Source organism: Pedobacter lithocola, assembly GCF_042650845.1.
Taxonomy (GTDB): Bacteria; Bacteroidota; Bacteroidia; order Sphingobacteriales; family Sphingobacteriaceae; genus Pedobacter; species Pedobacter lithocola.
On record NZ_JBHSBW010000011.1, the window covers coordinates 654,241 to 669,642 of the forward strand.

The 15,402-nt window shown below is 34.2% G+C and carries 14 protein-coding genes and 2 tRNA genes; 11 read left to right on the top strand and 5 right to left on the bottom strand.

Annotated elements, in window-relative coordinates:
• Nucleotides 1–138: 138 nt before the first annotated feature.
• Nucleotides 139–549 carry an IS630 transposase-related protein gene (locus ACFOWA_RS13255; RefSeq protein ID WP_378985884.1) on the bottom strand — a complete coding sequence of 137 codons (411 nt, stop codon included), beginning with the start codon at nucleotides 547–549 and terminating at the stop codon, nucleotides 139–141.
• Nucleotides 550–614: 65 nt separating this feature from the next.
• Here ACFOWA_RS13255 and ACFOWA_RS13260 point away from each other — a divergent pair, with 65 nt between their 5' ends.
• The 9 genes from ACFOWA_RS13260 to feoB all read left to right on the top strand — a co-directional run bounded on the left by ACFOWA_RS13260 (nucleotide 615) and on the right by feoB (nucleotide 11,554).
• Nucleotides 615–794 carry a hypothetical protein gene (locus ACFOWA_RS13260; RefSeq protein ID WP_378985886.1) on the top strand — a complete coding sequence of 60 codons (180 nt, stop codon included), beginning with the start codon at nucleotides 615–617 and terminating at the stop codon, nucleotides 792–794.
• A gap of 285 nt (nucleotides 795–1,079) precedes the next feature.
• A complete protein-coding gene (locus tag ACFOWA_RS13265) occupies nucleotides 1,080–1,676 on the top strand; it encodes a Panacea domain-containing protein (RefSeq protein WP_378985888.1) in 597 nt (198 codons plus the stop codon).
• 8 nt (nucleotides 1,677–1,684) lie between these two features.
• Complete coding sequence (locus ACFOWA_RS13270) at nucleotides 1,685–2,146, top strand: hypothetical protein (RefSeq protein WP_378985890.1); 462 nt, start codon at nucleotides 1,685–1,687, stop codon at nucleotides 2,144–2,146.
• 178 nt (nucleotides 2,147–2,324) lie between these two features.
• Complete coding sequence (gcvH, locus tag ACFOWA_RS13275; RefSeq protein WP_378985892.1) at nucleotides 2,325–2,705, top strand: glycine cleavage system protein GcvH; 381 nt, start codon at nucleotides 2,325–2,327, stop codon at nucleotides 2,703–2,705.
• A complete protein-coding gene (locus ACFOWA_RS13280; RefSeq protein ID WP_378985894.1) occupies nucleotides 2,698–3,114 on the top strand; it encodes a VanZ family protein in 417 nt (138 codons plus the stop codon). Before gcvH ends, ACFOWA_RS13280 begins: the two co-directional genes overlap by 8 nt.
• 254 nt (nucleotides 3,115–3,368) lie before the next feature.
• Nucleotides 3,369–6,182: an outer membrane beta-barrel protein gene (locus ACFOWA_RS13285; RefSeq protein ID WP_378985896.1), complete on the top strand. Its 2,814-nt coding sequence runs from the start codon at nucleotides 3,369–3,371 to the stop codon at nucleotides 6,180–6,182.
• A 143-nt stretch (nucleotides 6,183–6,325) separates the two neighbouring features.
• Nucleotides 6,326–9,082 carry an outer membrane beta-barrel protein gene (locus tag ACFOWA_RS13290; protein ID WP_378985898.1) on the top strand — a complete coding sequence of 919 codons (2,757 nt, stop codon included), beginning with the start codon at nucleotides 6,326–6,328 and terminating at the stop codon, nucleotides 9,080–9,082.
• 141 nt (nucleotides 9,083–9,223) lie between these two features.
• Entirely contained in the window at nucleotides 9,224–9,439 is a 216-nt protein-coding gene (locus ACFOWA_RS13295) for a FeoA family protein (protein WP_378985900.1), read from the top strand.
• Between the two features lie 9 nt (nucleotides 9,440–9,448).
• Nucleotides 9,449–11,554 carry a ferrous iron transport protein B gene (feoB, locus tag ACFOWA_RS13300; RefSeq protein ID WP_378985902.1) on the top strand — a complete coding sequence of 702 codons (2,106 nt, stop codon included), beginning with the start codon at nucleotides 9,449–9,451 and terminating at the stop codon, nucleotides 11,552–11,554.
• A gap of 248 nt (nucleotides 11,555–11,802) precedes the next feature.
• Here feoB and ACFOWA_RS13305 read toward each other — a convergent pair whose 3' ends face one another.
• On the bottom strand, nucleotides 11,803–12,279 hold the full coding sequence (locus ACFOWA_RS13305; RefSeq protein ID WP_056848148.1) for an Lrp/AsnC ligand binding domain-containing protein: 477 nt from the start codon (nucleotides 12,277–12,279) through the stop codon (nucleotides 11,803–11,805).
• A 159-nt stretch (nucleotides 12,280–12,438) separates the two neighbouring features.
• On the opposite strand from ACFOWA_RS13305, the gene ACFOWA_RS13310 reads away from it, so the two are divergent.
• Nucleotides 12,439–12,546, top strand: a tRNA-Asp gene (locus ACFOWA_RS13310).
• A 75-nt stretch (nucleotides 12,547–12,621) separates the two neighbouring features.
• Nucleotides 12,622–12,765: transfer RNA gene (locus tag ACFOWA_RS13315), tRNA-Asp, on the top strand.
• 141 nt (nucleotides 12,766–12,906) lie between these two features.
• On the opposite strand, the gene frr is transcribed toward ACFOWA_RS13315, so the two are convergent.
• From frr to nagA, 3 genes are all read right to left on the bottom strand, one after another.
• Nucleotides 12,907–13,470, bottom strand: a complete 564-nt coding sequence (gene frr / locus ACFOWA_RS13320; RefSeq protein WP_378985904.1) for a ribosome recycling factor — start codon at nucleotides 13,468–13,470, stop codon at nucleotides 12,907–12,909.
• A 42-nt stretch (nucleotides 13,471–13,512) separates the two neighbouring features.
• The gene (pyrH, locus tag ACFOWA_RS13325; protein WP_123207466.1) at nucleotides 13,513–14,217 is read right to left on the bottom strand and encodes a UMP kinase; all 705 of its coding nucleotides are present in this window, start codon (nucleotides 14,215–14,217) and stop codon (nucleotides 13,513–13,515) included.
• A gap of 64 nt (nucleotides 14,218–14,281) precedes the next feature.
• Nucleotides 14,282–15,376: an N-acetylglucosamine-6-phosphate deacetylase gene (gene nagA / locus ACFOWA_RS13330; RefSeq protein ID WP_378985906.1), complete on the bottom strand. Its 1,095-nt coding sequence runs from the start codon at nucleotides 15,374–15,376 to the stop codon at nucleotides 14,282–14,284.
• Nucleotides 15,377–15,402: the final 26 nt, after the last annotated feature.

The following is a 15,402-nucleotide window of genomic DNA, read 5'->3' on the forward strand; positions in this document are numbered from 1 at the left end:
TGATTGGTTTTTGTTTTGGAAGTAACGAGATTATTCCGAATGCTAGATAAACAGCGACAATACAACTTATTGAGGCCGCAAGCACTTGATAAAGAAAGTCTTTAAACGAATCAGACATAATCTAAATATAATGAAAATTTATTTTTGTAGAAATTTAGGTAACCTAGATTTTCTTGATTCGAAGTATCCACGATGTTTTCCTAGCTTCTTTTCAAGAAAAATTATCATTCTGGTTGACGGGCGCTCAATCCAACCAATGAAATTACCATCATCATCCTTTTTCATTAAGCCACGAATTAATATCATTTGCTGGCTTTCGGTAAAATCTAAAAGACTTTCACGAACATCATCATAAACCTGTTTTAATTTAGGCTGTTTTAACCAGTTGTAAATAGTTCTACGGTTCACGTCAAATGCTTTAGAAATTTCGTATGCGTTGCAAGAAGCACTTTCGCATGCTTTTCTAAAAGCATCTACAGATGGTGCTTTTCCCAAAGTTTTAGCCTCTTTGGTTTGATTGTTTTTTGAAATAGCGGATGACTTTGCCATATTGTAAATATACAAAAAGTGATATAATCAGCTGATAATTAAATGCGTAAACATTATCTTTAAAAATGGAAATATTGCCGGTTGGAACAGTATTAAAAACAAAAACTACCTATTTCGAGATAACTAGGTATAACGATAGCGGAACCTACGATGTTTGTGAGATTGAAGGAAATCGCGAAATGTTTATTGATGAGGAAATTATTCATTTAGGTTTAGAAGATGGAACTTGGGAGATTATCGATTAAAAAATCACTCTTTCTATTGCTATTTGAAAATAATGAATAGTTTCATGTAACATAAGTACCCCCTTCGTGTAAATATTTTATAATTATTAGATAATTATAAAACCAATTTTATAAATTAGACGTTAATTAGTGGGAAGAGCTTAAAAGAGGGAATATGTTCAGTGGACATATTTTTTTGTACAACAAGGTTTTACTTAAAAAATATTCTTACTTTTGCACTCCCTTAAAAATAAATCAAACAGGCTTTTATAAAAGTTAAATTTTATAAAAAGTTAAATCAAAAATATGACCCCTTTTAAATTTCAAAAATCAGTACAGTTACTAAATTTCTTTGCTATAAAAGAAGGAGGTAGCCTGAATAAATTGAAAGCATTAAAATTAATGTGGGCTGCTGAACGTTTGAGTCTTCGGACGAGTGGATTAACTATTGTTGGTGATGATTTTTTCGCGATGAAGCTTGGTCCAGTGCCTTCGTTTACGAAGGATATAGCTGAAGGTCGTGAAATGATGTCTGATGAAGAACAAGAGTTTAGAAGTTTATATTTAAAAACTACATCTAAACATAACTTTAAAAGTTTAAAATCTTTTGAAGATTCTTATTTCTCAATAAGTGCTATAAACGCGATGGAGGCTTCTTACAAGGAATTTGGGAAATATGATGGCTTTCAAATGGCTGATATAACACATCTTTATCCCGAATGGACTAAATTTTCACACTTATTTCCTAGATTTTCTAGATTCGAGATGGATTATCTAGATTTCTTTAAAGATCCTACTGAACAACCGTTTAGTATATTTAATCAGGATAAAGAACAATTGGAATTTATGAAAGATCATTTTATTGAAGAGAGTAATTTCAACAATATTATGTTTAGCATTTAATTTCTTAAATGGAATTACCCGACTGTCTTAAGCTAAATTCTGATATTTTTGAACCAAAGGGGATTTATAAATTTCCTAGTGAGCTACTGTCTAGTCCCCATCCACATTATTTTATCGTTGTTGAAATTGAAGGGAGGCTTTTCCATTTGGTTGTTTGTACCACACAATTTGAAAAGAAAAAACAATATTTAGCTTATGCAGGGATAGATGAATGTACTTTAGTATGGGTTAAGCCGGCTGAAAATAATGGTCTTACTCAAGAGTGTTATGTTAATTGTAATACAGTATTCAGTCATTACACAACAGAAGACCTTCAAGAAAAATTAACCTCAGGAGTTTTAACTTACGAAGGCCAAATCAGTGACAGTGAATATTTTCAAATTATGAACGGTATAATACAAAGTCCGAATGTGGACAAATCTGTTATACTTGTTATAAAGAAAACTTTCGATGATTTCAATGAATTGTAAAATGTCAACATAAAGGTAATTTCTTAAGGAATGAATCTGAATTACGCCAATAAACCACTCTAATTTATCGCAAATAATACTAAATTTGGCAGTAGTTTAATAAAATGTTTGCAATTTGGTGTTCAGCCTACAACTAGTAAATAATATAAGTAATTAATAATCAATAAGTTAGAAACAAATGAATTTCCCATCAGAATTAAAATACACTAAAGACCACGAGTGGGTTAAAGTAGAAGGTAATGAAGCATTTATTGGTATTACCGATTTCGCACAAAAAGAACTTGGTGATATTGTTTATATAGATGTTAACAGCGTTGGCACAGAAGTAGCAAAAGATGAAGTTTTTGGTACAGTTGAAGCCGTTAAAACTGTTTCTGATTTATTTATGCCACTTACAGGTTCTGTATTGGAGCATAATGCTGAATTAAACGATAACCCTGAATTGGTAAATTCTGATCCTTATGGTAAAGGGTGGATGGTAAAAGTTTCACTATCTGATTTATCTGAAATAGACCAATTATTAGATGCTGATGCCTACCAAACTTTAGTTGGTGCATAAATCATTAACATTTTACAAAGCACTAAAGCAGCAAAAATGGGCTATCTTTTGGACCCTTTTTATTTTAGTGCTTTGTAATTTAAAAATGCCACAAACTGAAGGTAGTGGCTTTTTCTTTATTGGGTTTGATAAAATGACCCATTTGGGTTTCTTTTTCGTTTTATCTGTTTTACTATTTTACGGTAAGGTAAAATATCAGCATAATTTTGGTTTCAGAACTTTAACCATTTTTAAAATTATACTAATTAGTGTATTTATAGGTGGAGGAATTGAGATACTGCAATGGAAAGTTTTTACATATCGTTCTGCAGAATGGTGGGATTTTGGTTGTGATATGTTAGGCTGTTTGATGGCAGTTTTTAGTTATGTACTTTTACATAAATTAAAGTTTGATGAAAAAATCGATTAGTTTAATCTGTATTGTTGGTGTTTTAGCTTTAAGTGGATGTAGCATTTTTAAAAAAGGCTGCAATTGCCCTAAAGTTTATTACAAATCTTACCCTTCGCAACGCAAATAGGCATTCTAAACAATAAATTTACCGCTAACGATGGATTTCGGTGCTGTATTTAAATTGTTACCTAAAATTTAACACACCTTAACAAACCTTTCAGCATTCCCCTAGTCTGATAGCATAGTTTTATAATACTAATATTTAAAATTTGATGAAAATTTACGTTCAAAGAGCAATATTTCTTGTTCTTATTTTTTGTGGATACCTTGCAAACGCTCAAAACACTGGCTCGGTAAATGGTAGAATTATCAACGCCAAAGACAAAAAACCTGTTGATTATGCAACTATTGCTGTTAAAAGCTTAAAAGACTCTAGTGTTGTGGCAACTGGGCAAACCAATCCTGATGGTACTTTCTCTTTCAAAAATATTCCTGCCGGAAATTATAGGGTAATAGCAGCATTTCTTGGATTAAAAACTACGAGTAAAAATGTAACTGTAGCAAAAGCTGCGGTAAATACTGGCGACATTGCTATGGCTGATGATGGTTTAAACCTTAATGATGTAGAGGTAGTTGCCCAAGTGCCAACGGTTGTTGTAAAAAAAGATACTTTAGAATACGATGCAAAATCGGTTAAGGTTCGTGAAAATGCCGTTGTGGAAGATGTATTAAAGAAACTTCCAGGTGTTGAGGTTGCAAAGGATGGTAGCATTAAAGCTGGCGGTGAAACCGTTACAAGGGTTAAAGTAGATGGTAAAGAATTCTTCGGAAGCGATCCTTTATTGGCTACAAAAAATTTACCTGCTGATATGGTAGATAAAATTCAGGTTATTGATGAACTTTCAGAGCAGGCACAATTTACAGGTGTTGATGATGGAACTCGTTCTAAAATATTAAACATTACAACCAAAAGCGGCATGAAAAAAGGCTACTTTGGTAATAGCACAGTTGGTTACGGTACTAACGATCGTTATGATGCCAGTTTAAACGTAAACAAATTTAATAACGACCAACAATTCAGTTTTATTGGTCAGTTTAATAACGTTAACAAACAAAATTTTGGTGGTGGAAATGGTCAGGGCAATGGTTTTGGCGGTGGTGGTAATGGAGGTCGTGGTGGCGGCGGTGGCGGTACATCTGCTGGTGGCGGTATTACAACTACAAATGCTGCTGGTTTAAATTTTGGTGATACCTATAAAGACGGAACTCAACTTCAGGGTAGTTATTTTTTCAATAAATCATCCGTTTTTAACGAACAAACTAGTAATACACAAACGCTTTTAGGCAATACATCTCAAAATGTAAATAATTACTTAAACAGCAATAGCGATAGAAACAATCATAGATTAAATTTTATGATTGATACAAAATTGGATTCGACTACAAGTATTAAAATTCAACCTAATATTTCTTATACAGAAAATAACGGCTTAAGTTTAAATAACTATATAAGAAATAACATTATTGCCACTGGAACTTCTAATACGGTAGGTAATCAAAGTTTCACAACAGAAAGCTCTACTCCATCTATAACCAATAATATTTTGGTGCGTAAGAAATTTCAACGTAGAGGTCGTACATTATCATTAAACATTAATACTACAATCAACGATAGCGATTCTGATAACATCAATTACATTTTAGATAACAATACGCTTAATGGTGTAACAACTCAAAAGCTTACTAATCAGTTAAATGATTTGAATAGCCATAACATTACCAACACAACAAGGGTTGTTTATACAGAACCATTATCTAAAACAGCAAGTTTAGAATTAAATTATCAAAACGGTATTAATAACAGCACATCCGACCGTAATATTTTGAATTTTAATCCGGCTACTGGTGATTTTGATATAGTTGATAATGTTTACTCCAATCATTTCGAAAACCAAACCTTAACCAATGCAGCTGGTTTAAGTTATACCGTAAATCAAAAGAAATACAACTGGAATATTGGTGTTGCCGGGCAACAAACCCATAGAGAAAATACCAATCTAACAACAGGCGTTGTTTTTAACCAAAACTTTATCAACCTTACCCCTTCTGCTCAATTTAGATATAACTTTAGCAATAGCAAAAGATTAAATATTAACTATAGAGGTACAACCCAACAGCCAACTATCGATCAGATTCAACCTATTCCTGATAACACCAATACACAATCGGTAATTTTAGGTAATCCAAACTTAAAACCTGCTTTTAATAATACTTTAAGCATAAGGTATAACAACTTTGCTTTTGCTAAAATGCGTTTCTTTGCTGTGTTTTTAAACTTAACACAAACATTTAATGCTTTTGCATCAAGCCAGCAAGCTGTAACAGATATTAATGATGTAAACTATGGTAAAATTGCATCAACATTTATAAACGTTGATGGAAATTATAGTGGTAATGCGAATATAGTTTTAGGTCAGCCGATTATTCCGAACAATAAATTAAATTTAAACGCTACACTAACAGGTTCATATTCAAAAGGAACAAATGTTACCAGTGGCATTAATAATGTTACCAACAATTGGAGCTTAGGCAATACTTATCGTTTTGTTACGAATTTAGATAAATGGGATATTACAGTAGGTATTGGTGGTACCGTAACAAATGCTACATATTCTGCTCAGCCAAATTCTAATAATACATTTTATACCATAAATCCAAGCTTTGATATTTCTTACGTATTGCCTTTAAATATCCGTTTGGCGATTGATTTGGATTACTTTAAAAACACTGGTCGCGGCGAAGGTTTTAACACAGAATATACAATTGTAAATTCTTACGTAAGTCGTCAATTCTTTAAAAATCGTGGAACATTTAAAATTGCTGTAAATGATGCTTTGAATCAAAATCAAGGGATTAGCCGTACGGCAACTGCAAACACAATCACCGATTTAAATTACAACGTACTAAAACGATATTACATGTTCTCGTTTACCTACTCGCTAACCCGAATTGGTGGTCGTAATATTGGCAACGATGTACAAATGCCTGGAATGGGTGGTCAAGGCGCCCCTCGTATGAGATTTTAAATAAGATTTAAGTTATTTGTTAGGTCTGCTTATTTATTTAAGCAGACCTTTTTTGTGCAGGATAAATGTATTTCAATTGTTACTTATGCGAAACAAACCATACCGTAGCTTCGAAGTCCTAACTATGAAAACATATTAACCTGATGAAGATACTTTTTACTTGTTTGTTGCTCTTTTCGTATTCTTTAATTTTTGCCCAACAAAAAATCGGTTTAGTTAGTGGTCGTGTTATTCAATCAAAAGATAAAAAAGCAATTGATTATGCATCAATCGTAATAAAAAATCAGAAAGATTCTAGCATTGAGGTATCTGGTAGTACCAGTGCCGATGGAAAATTCTCCTTCAAAAACCTCCAACCGGGTTCATATCGTTTGTATGCCGCATACCTCGGCTTAAAAAATGTAAATAAAGATTTTATCATCTCAGTAGATAAGCCTACCGTTGTTTTAGGAGATATTGTTTTAGAAGGTAGCAGTATTGATTTACAAACCGTAGAGATTAAGGCAGAAGTGCCACCAATCACTGTAAAAAAAGATACTTTAGAATTTAATGCCAGCTCATTTAAAACGGTAGAAAATGCAGTTGTAGAAGATTTATTAAAGAAATTGCCAGGTGTTGAAGTTGATAAATCGGGTGCTGTAAAAGCTCAGGGAGAAACAATAACCAAAATTAGAGTAGATGGTAAAGAGTTTTTTGGCAACGACCCATTGTTGGCCACCAAAAACCTTCCTGCTGATATGGTTGATAAAATCCAGGTGATTGACGAACTTTCTGACCAAGCTCAATTTACTGGTATTGATGATGGTTCGAGGACAAAAATTATAAATATTACCACTAGAAAAGACAAGAAAAATGGTTACTTCGGTAACACGAGTATAGGCTATGGTTCTGATGATAGATACGACATTAATGCAAATCTGAATCGATTTAACAAAGACCAGCAAATGAGTGTTGTAGCGCAATTCAATAATGTAAACAAACAAAACTTTGGTGGTGGTTTAGGTGGTAATGGTGGGGCAGGAGGCAGAAGCACCGGACTCACTACAACAAATGCGTTAGGTTTTAATTTTGCAGATACTTACACCGACCAAACACAAATAACAGCCAGTTACTTTGTAAATAAAACAGAAAATTTGATTTTAAGAAACAGCGTTACTCAAAATTTACTTGGCGATATCACCACAGTTTTTAATAATAACCAAAACAACACTTCTAATAGGTTAAACCATCGGTTTAATTTTATGGTTGATACTAAAATTGATACGCTAACATCTTTAAGAATTCAGCCAACGATAAGTTATACCAACAATGAAAGTTTAAACAATAGTATTTACACCAGAGATTATAGCACCTATACCACAAATGGTACTCAATCATTAAGCAACGCAAGTACCTCACCATCAATTAATAATAATATTTTGTTGAGACGTAAATTTAAACGCAGAGGCCGAACGCTTTCCTTAAATCTAAATACCAGTATAAATAGTAGTGATGCCGATAATTACAACAACATTACCGATAATACCGTTAATGCTGGTGTTACAACTCAAAAATTAACCAATCAATTTAACGATCAGAAATCTTCATCCATAAACAACAGCACACGTTTGGTTTACACCGAGCCATTATCTAAAATGTTGAGCTTAGAATTTAATTACCAGAACGGTTATAATCACAATCTATCCGATAGGTTTACCTATAATTTCAATCCAGCAACATTACAGTTCGATTTGCTCGATTTAACCTATAGCAATTCTTATGAGAACACAATTTTAACCAATACTGCAGGATTTAGCTTTAATGGAAACGGCAAAAAATACAATTGGAATCTTGGGTTTGCTGTTCAAAACACAGATAGAAACAACAATAACTTAACACAAAACTTTGTACTAAAACAAAATGTGTTTAACTACACACCATCGGCCATGTATAGGTACAATTTTAGTAATAGTAAGCGTCTGGTAATTAACTACCGTGGTAGCACAAATCAACCCACCATAAATCAATTACAGCCCATACCAAATAACACAAATACACAAAGCATTCCGGTAGGAAATCCAGATTTAAAACCCGAATTTAATAATTCTTTAAGGGTTGCCTACAATACATTTACTGTTGGCAAAAACCGCTCTTTATTTGTAAACTTAAATTTAACACAAACTTCGAATAAAATTGCCAATAGTAGTAGCCTTATCCAAAGTGGTATAAATCAAGGTAAGCTTGCTATATTGCCTGTGAACGTTAATGGTACATATGCTGGGAGTATTTCATCATCACTAAGTTTGCCTATTATGGATGAAAACAGACTTAATTTTCATATCAATGTTAATGGTAGTTACGATAGAGATGTAAACTTTACAAACGCTATTAAAAACATAACAAACAGCTGGTCGGTTACGAATGGTTATAGATTGGTATCCAATTTAGATAAACTCGATTTAACCGCGGGTGTTAATGGCTCCATTAATCAGTCAACTTATTCTGTTCAATCGAATTCAAATACCAGGTATTATACATTTAGTCCGAATATTAGTGTAAGCTATTTATTTCCAGGTGATATTCGCTGGTCGGTTGATGCCGATTACAACCAAAATACAGGTAGAGGTGAAGGATTCGATACTCGTTTCACACTTGTAAATTCATACATAAGTAAGTTATTTTTTAAAAATAGAGGAACACTTAAAGCAGCAATAAATGATGTGCTAAATCAAAACCAAGGTATAACTAGAACAGCCAATAACAATACCATTCAAGATGTTAGCTACAACGTTTTAAAAAGATATTTTATGTTCTCCTTTACCTACGCCTTAAATAGAATGGGTGGGAAAAATATTGATGCAATACGTGGAAATGGCAATGGAGGCAGAAATCGAGGTGATGGTGGTAATCGAAGAAACTAAAATATGTTGCATACTTCTCTGTATTAAATACTATAATATTCTCATCATCTTATTTGGAATAAATCTAAAGAAAGGGTAACTTGCACAACATTTAATTATCAATAATAACATGTGATGATTGAATCCAAAAACAATAAGCAGATGAAACTTTCGCAGCTAAAAGTTGGTCAATCCGGAACTATAATGGCTTTTACAGATTTAGAAATGTCTGTAAAACTTATGGAAATGGGCTGTTTGCCTGGCGAAATTGTAGAAGTAGAGAGATTTGCTCCACTTGGAGATCCAATGGCTATCCGCGTTGCGGGTTATCAGCTTTGTTTACGTAAAAGTGAAGCTGCAGTTATCATTATTCAATAAGCAGTCGGTTTGAATATTAAAGTTGCATTAGTTGGTAATCCGAATACAGGTAAATCTACCTTATTTAATCGCTTAACAGGTTTAAATCAAAAAATTGGAAATTTTCCGGGTATAACGGTTGATAAGAAGACGGGCTACACTAAACTTGTTGAAGGTAGAGATGCCGAAATTATTGATTTGCCTGGTACTTATAGTCTTTATCCAAAAAGCAATGATGAGCGTATAGTTTTCCAGGTATTAGCAGATAAAAATAATAATAGCTACCCTGATGTTATCGTTTTAATTGTTGATGCTTCGAACCTAAAAAGAAATATGTTATTGTTTTCTCAGGTAGCAGATTTAGGTATCCCAATGGTTTTGGCTTTAAACATGACAGATTTATCTGATAAACAAGGAATTTATATCCATGTAGATAAATTGGCTTCCAAACTCGGTGTACAAGTTATTCCAATCTCCGCCCGAAATAACATCGGTATTGATAAATTAAAAACTGCGGTTGCTTACACCAACAAAATTGCAACCCAAACTAACGCTGTTGATGTAAATTTTTTAGCACCTGAAGCCATAACTGCAGTTAAGCAAAAAATTAATACTGATAATGATTACTATGCCTTACAGGTTTTGCACCAACATGAGCATTTAAACTTCTTTTCAACTAGCGACCAAACAGAAATTGAGGAGATTGAAAAATTAAACCATTTCGAATCATCAAAATTGCAAGCTGCAGAAACAATAGCACGTTATAAGCACTTAAGCACCATTTTGGCCGATGTAGTGATTGATAAAGGAACCGCAGAAAAATTTAGCTTTAGTGATAAATTAGATAGCATTCTTACACACAAGGTTTGGGGCTTCGCTATTTTTCTGCTCATTTTGTTTGTGATTTTTAATGCAATTTTCGCCTGGTCATCTTATCCAATGGATTGGATTGAAACCGGCTTTGGATACATTACAGAAGCGGGGCATAATTATTTGCCCGAGGGAATGCTAACTGATTTACTGTTAGATGGTGTAATAGCCGGGCTAGGTGGCATCTTTGTTTTTATACCTCAAATTGCGATTCTATTTGCATTCATATCTATTTTAGAAGATACAGGCTACATGGCAAGGGTTACTTTTATGATGGATAAAATCATGAGCAAAGTAGGCTTGAATGGAAAATCTGTCGTACCAATGATTGGCGGTTTGGCTTGTGCAGTTCCATCAATAATGGCAGCCAGAAACATCGAAAACTGGAAGGATAGGATGATAACAATAATGGTTACACCGCTAATCAGTTGTTCGGCAAGGTTGCCGGTTTACATTTTATTAATTTCGCTTATTATCCCTCAAAAAACCGTTGTAGGTATAATTAGCCTACAGGGTTTAGCATTAATGGTAATGTACCTAATAAGTTTTGTTACAGCTATTTTGGTGGCTTGGGTTATGAAAGTTATTATAAAATCGAGAGAGAAATCGTATTTCATTATGGAGTTACCGGTTTACCGCATGCCCCGATGGAAGAACGTATTCTACACCATGTTCGAAAAATCAAAAACATTTGTATTCGAAGCGGGTAAAGTTATCATTGCTATTTCTATTATTTTATGGGTTATGGCCTCCTTCGGACCAGGAAACCGCTTCGAAAATATTGATAATAAATATCAATCGGCATTGCTTGATACCGCCAAAGCAGAACATGTAAAAACATTAGTAGCTACCGAAAAGCTAGAAAATTCTTACGTTGGCATTTTAGGGCATTGGATAGAGCCAGCAATCAGACCTTTAGGATACGATTGGAAAATTGGAATCGGATTAATTACCTCTTTTGCCGCCCGTGAAGCTTTTGTGGGCACAATGGCCACAATTTATAGTGTAGATGGTGGTGATGCAGACACCTCTACAATTAGAGAAAGAATGGCAGCATCGGTCAATAGTAGAACCAACCTGCCCGTTTATTCATTCGCTACAGGCATTTCATTAATGTTATTTTATGCTTTTGCAATGCAATGTATGAGCACAGTTGCTATCGTGTATCGCGAAACCAAAGGTTGGAAGTGGCCGATTATTCAATTGGCTTATATGACCGCAATGGCATATTTCGCGGCATTAATTGCTTATCAATTGCTGAAATAATTTCGACCGATTGCTTAAAATTTGTCCTATTTCTTTAAAAGAATTAATTTTTAAAATTAGAAGAGCAATTTTTGTGCATCTATTCAAGTTTGTTCCCACTTTCCGTTTTACTTCGCTCACAGCAGAAACGGCTGTGGCTCCGTGCTCAATCAATCGGGTCTAGAGGCGTTGAAAGTGATAAGATTAAGAGCTAATCGGCTAAAGATTTGCAAATTTGGTCTTTAATCTTTGTTCTTTTATCCTTACTCTTACCCTAACTCAATTTGTCTTTTAATACTTTCTTCCAGAGAGATTAAAGTTTCTGTTCTTTGGATGCCATTAACCGCTTGAATCTCTTCGTTTAGCACGTGGCGTAAATGATTGGTATCTCTGCAAATGATTTTGGCAAACATGCTGTACGAGCCTGTAGTGTAATGTAATTCCACCACCTCTTTAATTTTGCTTAATTGAGCAACAGCGTCTTTGTATTGAATCCCTTTTTCTAAATAAATACCCAAAAAAGCACAAATGTCATAACCAGCTTTTTGAGGGTCGATGATTAAGTGCGAGCCTTTAATAATGCCCATTTCCTGCAATTTCTTCATTCGAACATGGATAGTACCTCCCGAAACAATCAAATCTTTTGCAATTTCAGTGTAGGGTTTCGTTGCATCCTGCATCAATTGCTTTAGAATATCAATATCTAGGTTGTCAATTTCTAAATTGGAATTGTCTTTTTTGAGCATATTTTCTGATTTTGTTAAGCAAATTTAATAATAATTATCAATATTATAAAAATAAAATTAAATGCTTAAAATATTTGCAAGGTATTGGTTGTTCCTTTACATTTGTATCAAGCAATTAACAAAAAGGGAACGTTCTTTAAACAAAATTGCTAAACACAATGTAGGGTGGTGAAACAGGCAGACACACCTCCTTGTCTCGGTGGTGGAGAATATGGAAAACCGGTAACGGCTAACTACTCCTTGAAGGTTCGATTCCTTCCCCTACAGCTGTTTCAGTTTGCAGAATACAGTAAACGGTTAGCAATAACTGACAATTGGAAGCTGCTTACTGAATACTTAAAATGTTGGGTGGTGAAATTGGCAGACACGCCTCCTTGTCTCGGTGGTGGGGAATAATGGGACAAACGCAGTTTATTGGGTTGACCACAATTAATTTTTTGAACTGTAGCTAACTACCCCTTGAAGGTTCGACTCCTTCCCCAACAGCATTTTTTATGAATAATAAGTTAGTTAATCGAGCAATCCCGGATGGGTTGCTCTTTTTATTTTAAAGGTTTTTCTTTTCAAAAGGCAAAAAAAAAAGAGACAAATTTTCTTTGTCCCTTTTCTAAAAATTATCTGTAAAGATTAAACAGTCATTACATCTTTTTCTTTGGCTTCTGCATGTTTATCAACTTTGATAATATAAGCATCAGTAAGTTTTTGTACTTCAGCCTCACCAGTTTTAATTTCATCATCAGAAACACCTTCTCCTTTTAACTTTTGAATCTTGGTATTGGCGTCTTTTCTAATGTTACGCACTGTAATACGCCCACGTTCTGCTTCTTCTTTAACTTTTCTAACTAAGTCTTTCCTTCTTTCTTCTGTTAAAGGTGGTACAACTAAGCGAATCACAATACCATCATTTTGTGGGTTAATGCCAATATTTGCTACCTGTATCGCTTTTTCAATAGGCACTAAAAGTGATTTTTCCCACGGTTGAATAACGATGGTTCTGGCATCTGGTGTGTTAATACTCGATACTTGAGCCAATGCAGTAGAGGAGCCGTAGTAATCTACAAAAATACCATCAAGCATTCCTGCCGATGCTTTCCCGGCTCTAATTTTAGTTAATTCAGATTCACAATGATCGATGGCTCTATCCATTGCAGATTCAGCATCCAGTAATTGTAATTGTATGAGGTCGTTCATAATTGTGTGTATTTCTGCAAAAATAATAATTTTTTTAAATGGTTATTTCACCAAAGTACCAATTGGCTCACCTTTAGCAATTTTCATAAAATTGCCGTGTTTGTTCATATCAAACACAATAATAGGAACTTGGTTTTCTTCGCATAAGGTGAAGGCAGTCATATCCATTACATTCAAACCTTTATCGTAAACTTCTCTGAAGGTAATTTCTTCGTATTTGGTAGCCAGCGGATCTTTTTCAGGATCGGCTGTGTAAATACCATCAACCCGAGTACCTTTTAAAACAACATCGGCTTTAATTTCTATTGCCCTTAGTGCTGCTGCAGAATCGGTGGTAAAATAAGGATTTCCAGTTCCTGCTCCAAAAATAACTACTCTACCTTTTTCTAAGTGCCTTACAGCTCTTCTGCGGATAAATGGTTCGCATATTTGCTCCATTTTAATCGCAGTAAGTAATCGTGTTTTTATACCAACTTTTTCCAATGCATCTTGCAAAGCCATTGAGTTGATAACAGTGGCCAACATCCCCATATAATCGGCTTGTGCTCTATCCATTCCACTTTTTTCGGCACTTAGGCCTCTAAAAATATTTCCTCCTCCAATTACAATTGCGATTTCAAGCCCTTCATCGTGCACTGCTTTAATATCGATTGCATATTGCCTAACACGTTCATTATCAATTCCGTATTGTTTATCGCCCATTAGCGATTCGCCACTAAGCTTAAGTAGGATGCGTTTGTATTTCATGACTTCAAAAATATTAACAATTTTTTAATACCCTGCTATGCTTTTAAACAAATGATGTAATTATTTAGATTGAAAGATTTTTACCCTGGAAGATTACCTGTTTTAAATTTAAATCTTTATCCAGAACTAACAGGTTTGCTTCTGAGCCTTTTTCAACTTTGCCAATGGTATTAGATTTCCCGATTAACTTAGCTGGGTATATCGTGGCCATGTTTAAAGCATCTGGTAAGCCAATGTTGCAATGTTGAACACAATTTTTAACTGCCTGCAACATCGTTAAAGACGATCCTGAAAGTGTTCCATCTGGCATTACAAATTTATCTTCGCTTTTTATATGTTGGTATGGTCCGTTTGAACATTCGGTAACGGCATCCGTAATTAAAAATAACCGTTCTTTTAAAAGCTTATGTGCAAATTTTACTACCTCAAAATCTACATGTTGTCCATCTGCAATTATACTTGCTACTGCTTTATTGTGATTAAATACTGCTGTTGGAATTCCTGGCGCTCTATGATGAATTGGACTCATTGCGTTGAATAAGTGAGTAGTTGTTTGAATGCCTTTATCGTATGCAGCCGTTGCTTCTTCAAAAGTAGCGTTACTATGGCCTAACGATACTACAACATCGTTATCTAACAAATATTGAATCACATCATCATCCTGCAGCTCAGCTGCAATGGTCATTATTTTAATTACGCCATCACCAAAATCTAGAAGTGCTTTAATTTCATCTAAAGTTGCTTTTTTAATAAATTCAGGTGCATGGGCACCCAATCGTTTGGGATTTAAATATGGTCCTTCGAGGTGTAAGCCTAAAAAGTTTCTCGCATTTTTTTGGTAAGTTTTTGCTGCTTTTATGCACTCATTAAAAACTTCTGCACTATTGGTTGCCATACACGCTAAGAAACCAGTAGTCCCTTTCTTTAATAAATCATCTTCCATAATGGTTAATGATTCTAATGTTGGCTCTGCTGAAAACAATTTACCGCCAGCACCATAAATTTGTAAGTCTATAAAACCCGGAACTACAAATTCATTGTTCTTCGCTTGGCCAGTTGAAGATAAAATAGATAATATCTTCCCATTATTTATTTCAATGCTTTGATTTTCTATAAAATCATTATTCTGAAAAATTTGAGCATTATCGATTGTAAACATAGTAGATGATGGATTAGCTTAAATGT

Coding starts and splice junctions, on each gene's coding strand:
- ACFOWA_RS13265 (WP_378985888.1), top strand. CDS start 1,080: ATGACCCCTTTTAAATTTCAAAAATCAGTACAGTTACTAAATTTCTTT.
- ACFOWA_RS13285 (WP_378985896.1), top strand. CDS start 3,369: ATGAAAATTTACGTTCAAAGAGCAATATTTCTTGTTCTTATTTTTTGT.
- frr (WP_378985904.1), bottom strand. CDS start 13,470: ATGAACGACCTCATACAATTACAATTACTGGATGCTGAATCTGCAATG.
- pyrH (WP_123207466.1), bottom strand. CDS start 14,217: ATGAAATACAAACGCATCCTACTTAAGCTTAGTGGCGAATCGCTAATG.
- ACFOWA_RS13260 (WP_378985886.1), top strand. CDS start 615: ATGGAAATATTGCCGGTTGGAACAGTATTAAAAACAAAAACTACCTAT.
- ACFOWA_RS13290 (WP_378985898.1), top strand. CDS start 6,326: ATGAAGATACTTTTTACTTGTTTGTTGCTCTTTTCGTATTCTTTAATT.
- nagA (WP_378985906.1), bottom strand. CDS start 15,376: ATGTTTACAATCGATAATGCTCAAATTTTTCAGAATAATGATTTTATA.
- gcvH (WP_378985892.1), top strand. CDS start 2,325: ATGAATTTCCCATCAGAATTAAAATACACTAAAGACCACGAGTGGGTT.
- ACFOWA_RS13270 (WP_378985890.1), top strand. CDS start 1,685: ATGGAATTACCCGACTGTCTTAAGCTAAATTCTGATATTTTTGAACCA.
- ACFOWA_RS13255 (WP_378985884.1), bottom strand. CDS start 549: ATGGCAAAGTCATCCGCTATTTCAAAAAACAATCAAACCAAAGAGGCT.
- ACFOWA_RS13295 (WP_378985900.1), top strand. CDS start 9,224: ATGAAACTTTCGCAGCTAAAAGTTGGTCAATCCGGAACTATAATGGCT.
- ACFOWA_RS13305 (WP_056848148.1), bottom strand. CDS start 12,279: ATGCTCAAAAAAGACAATTCCAATTTAGAAATTGACAACCTAGATATT.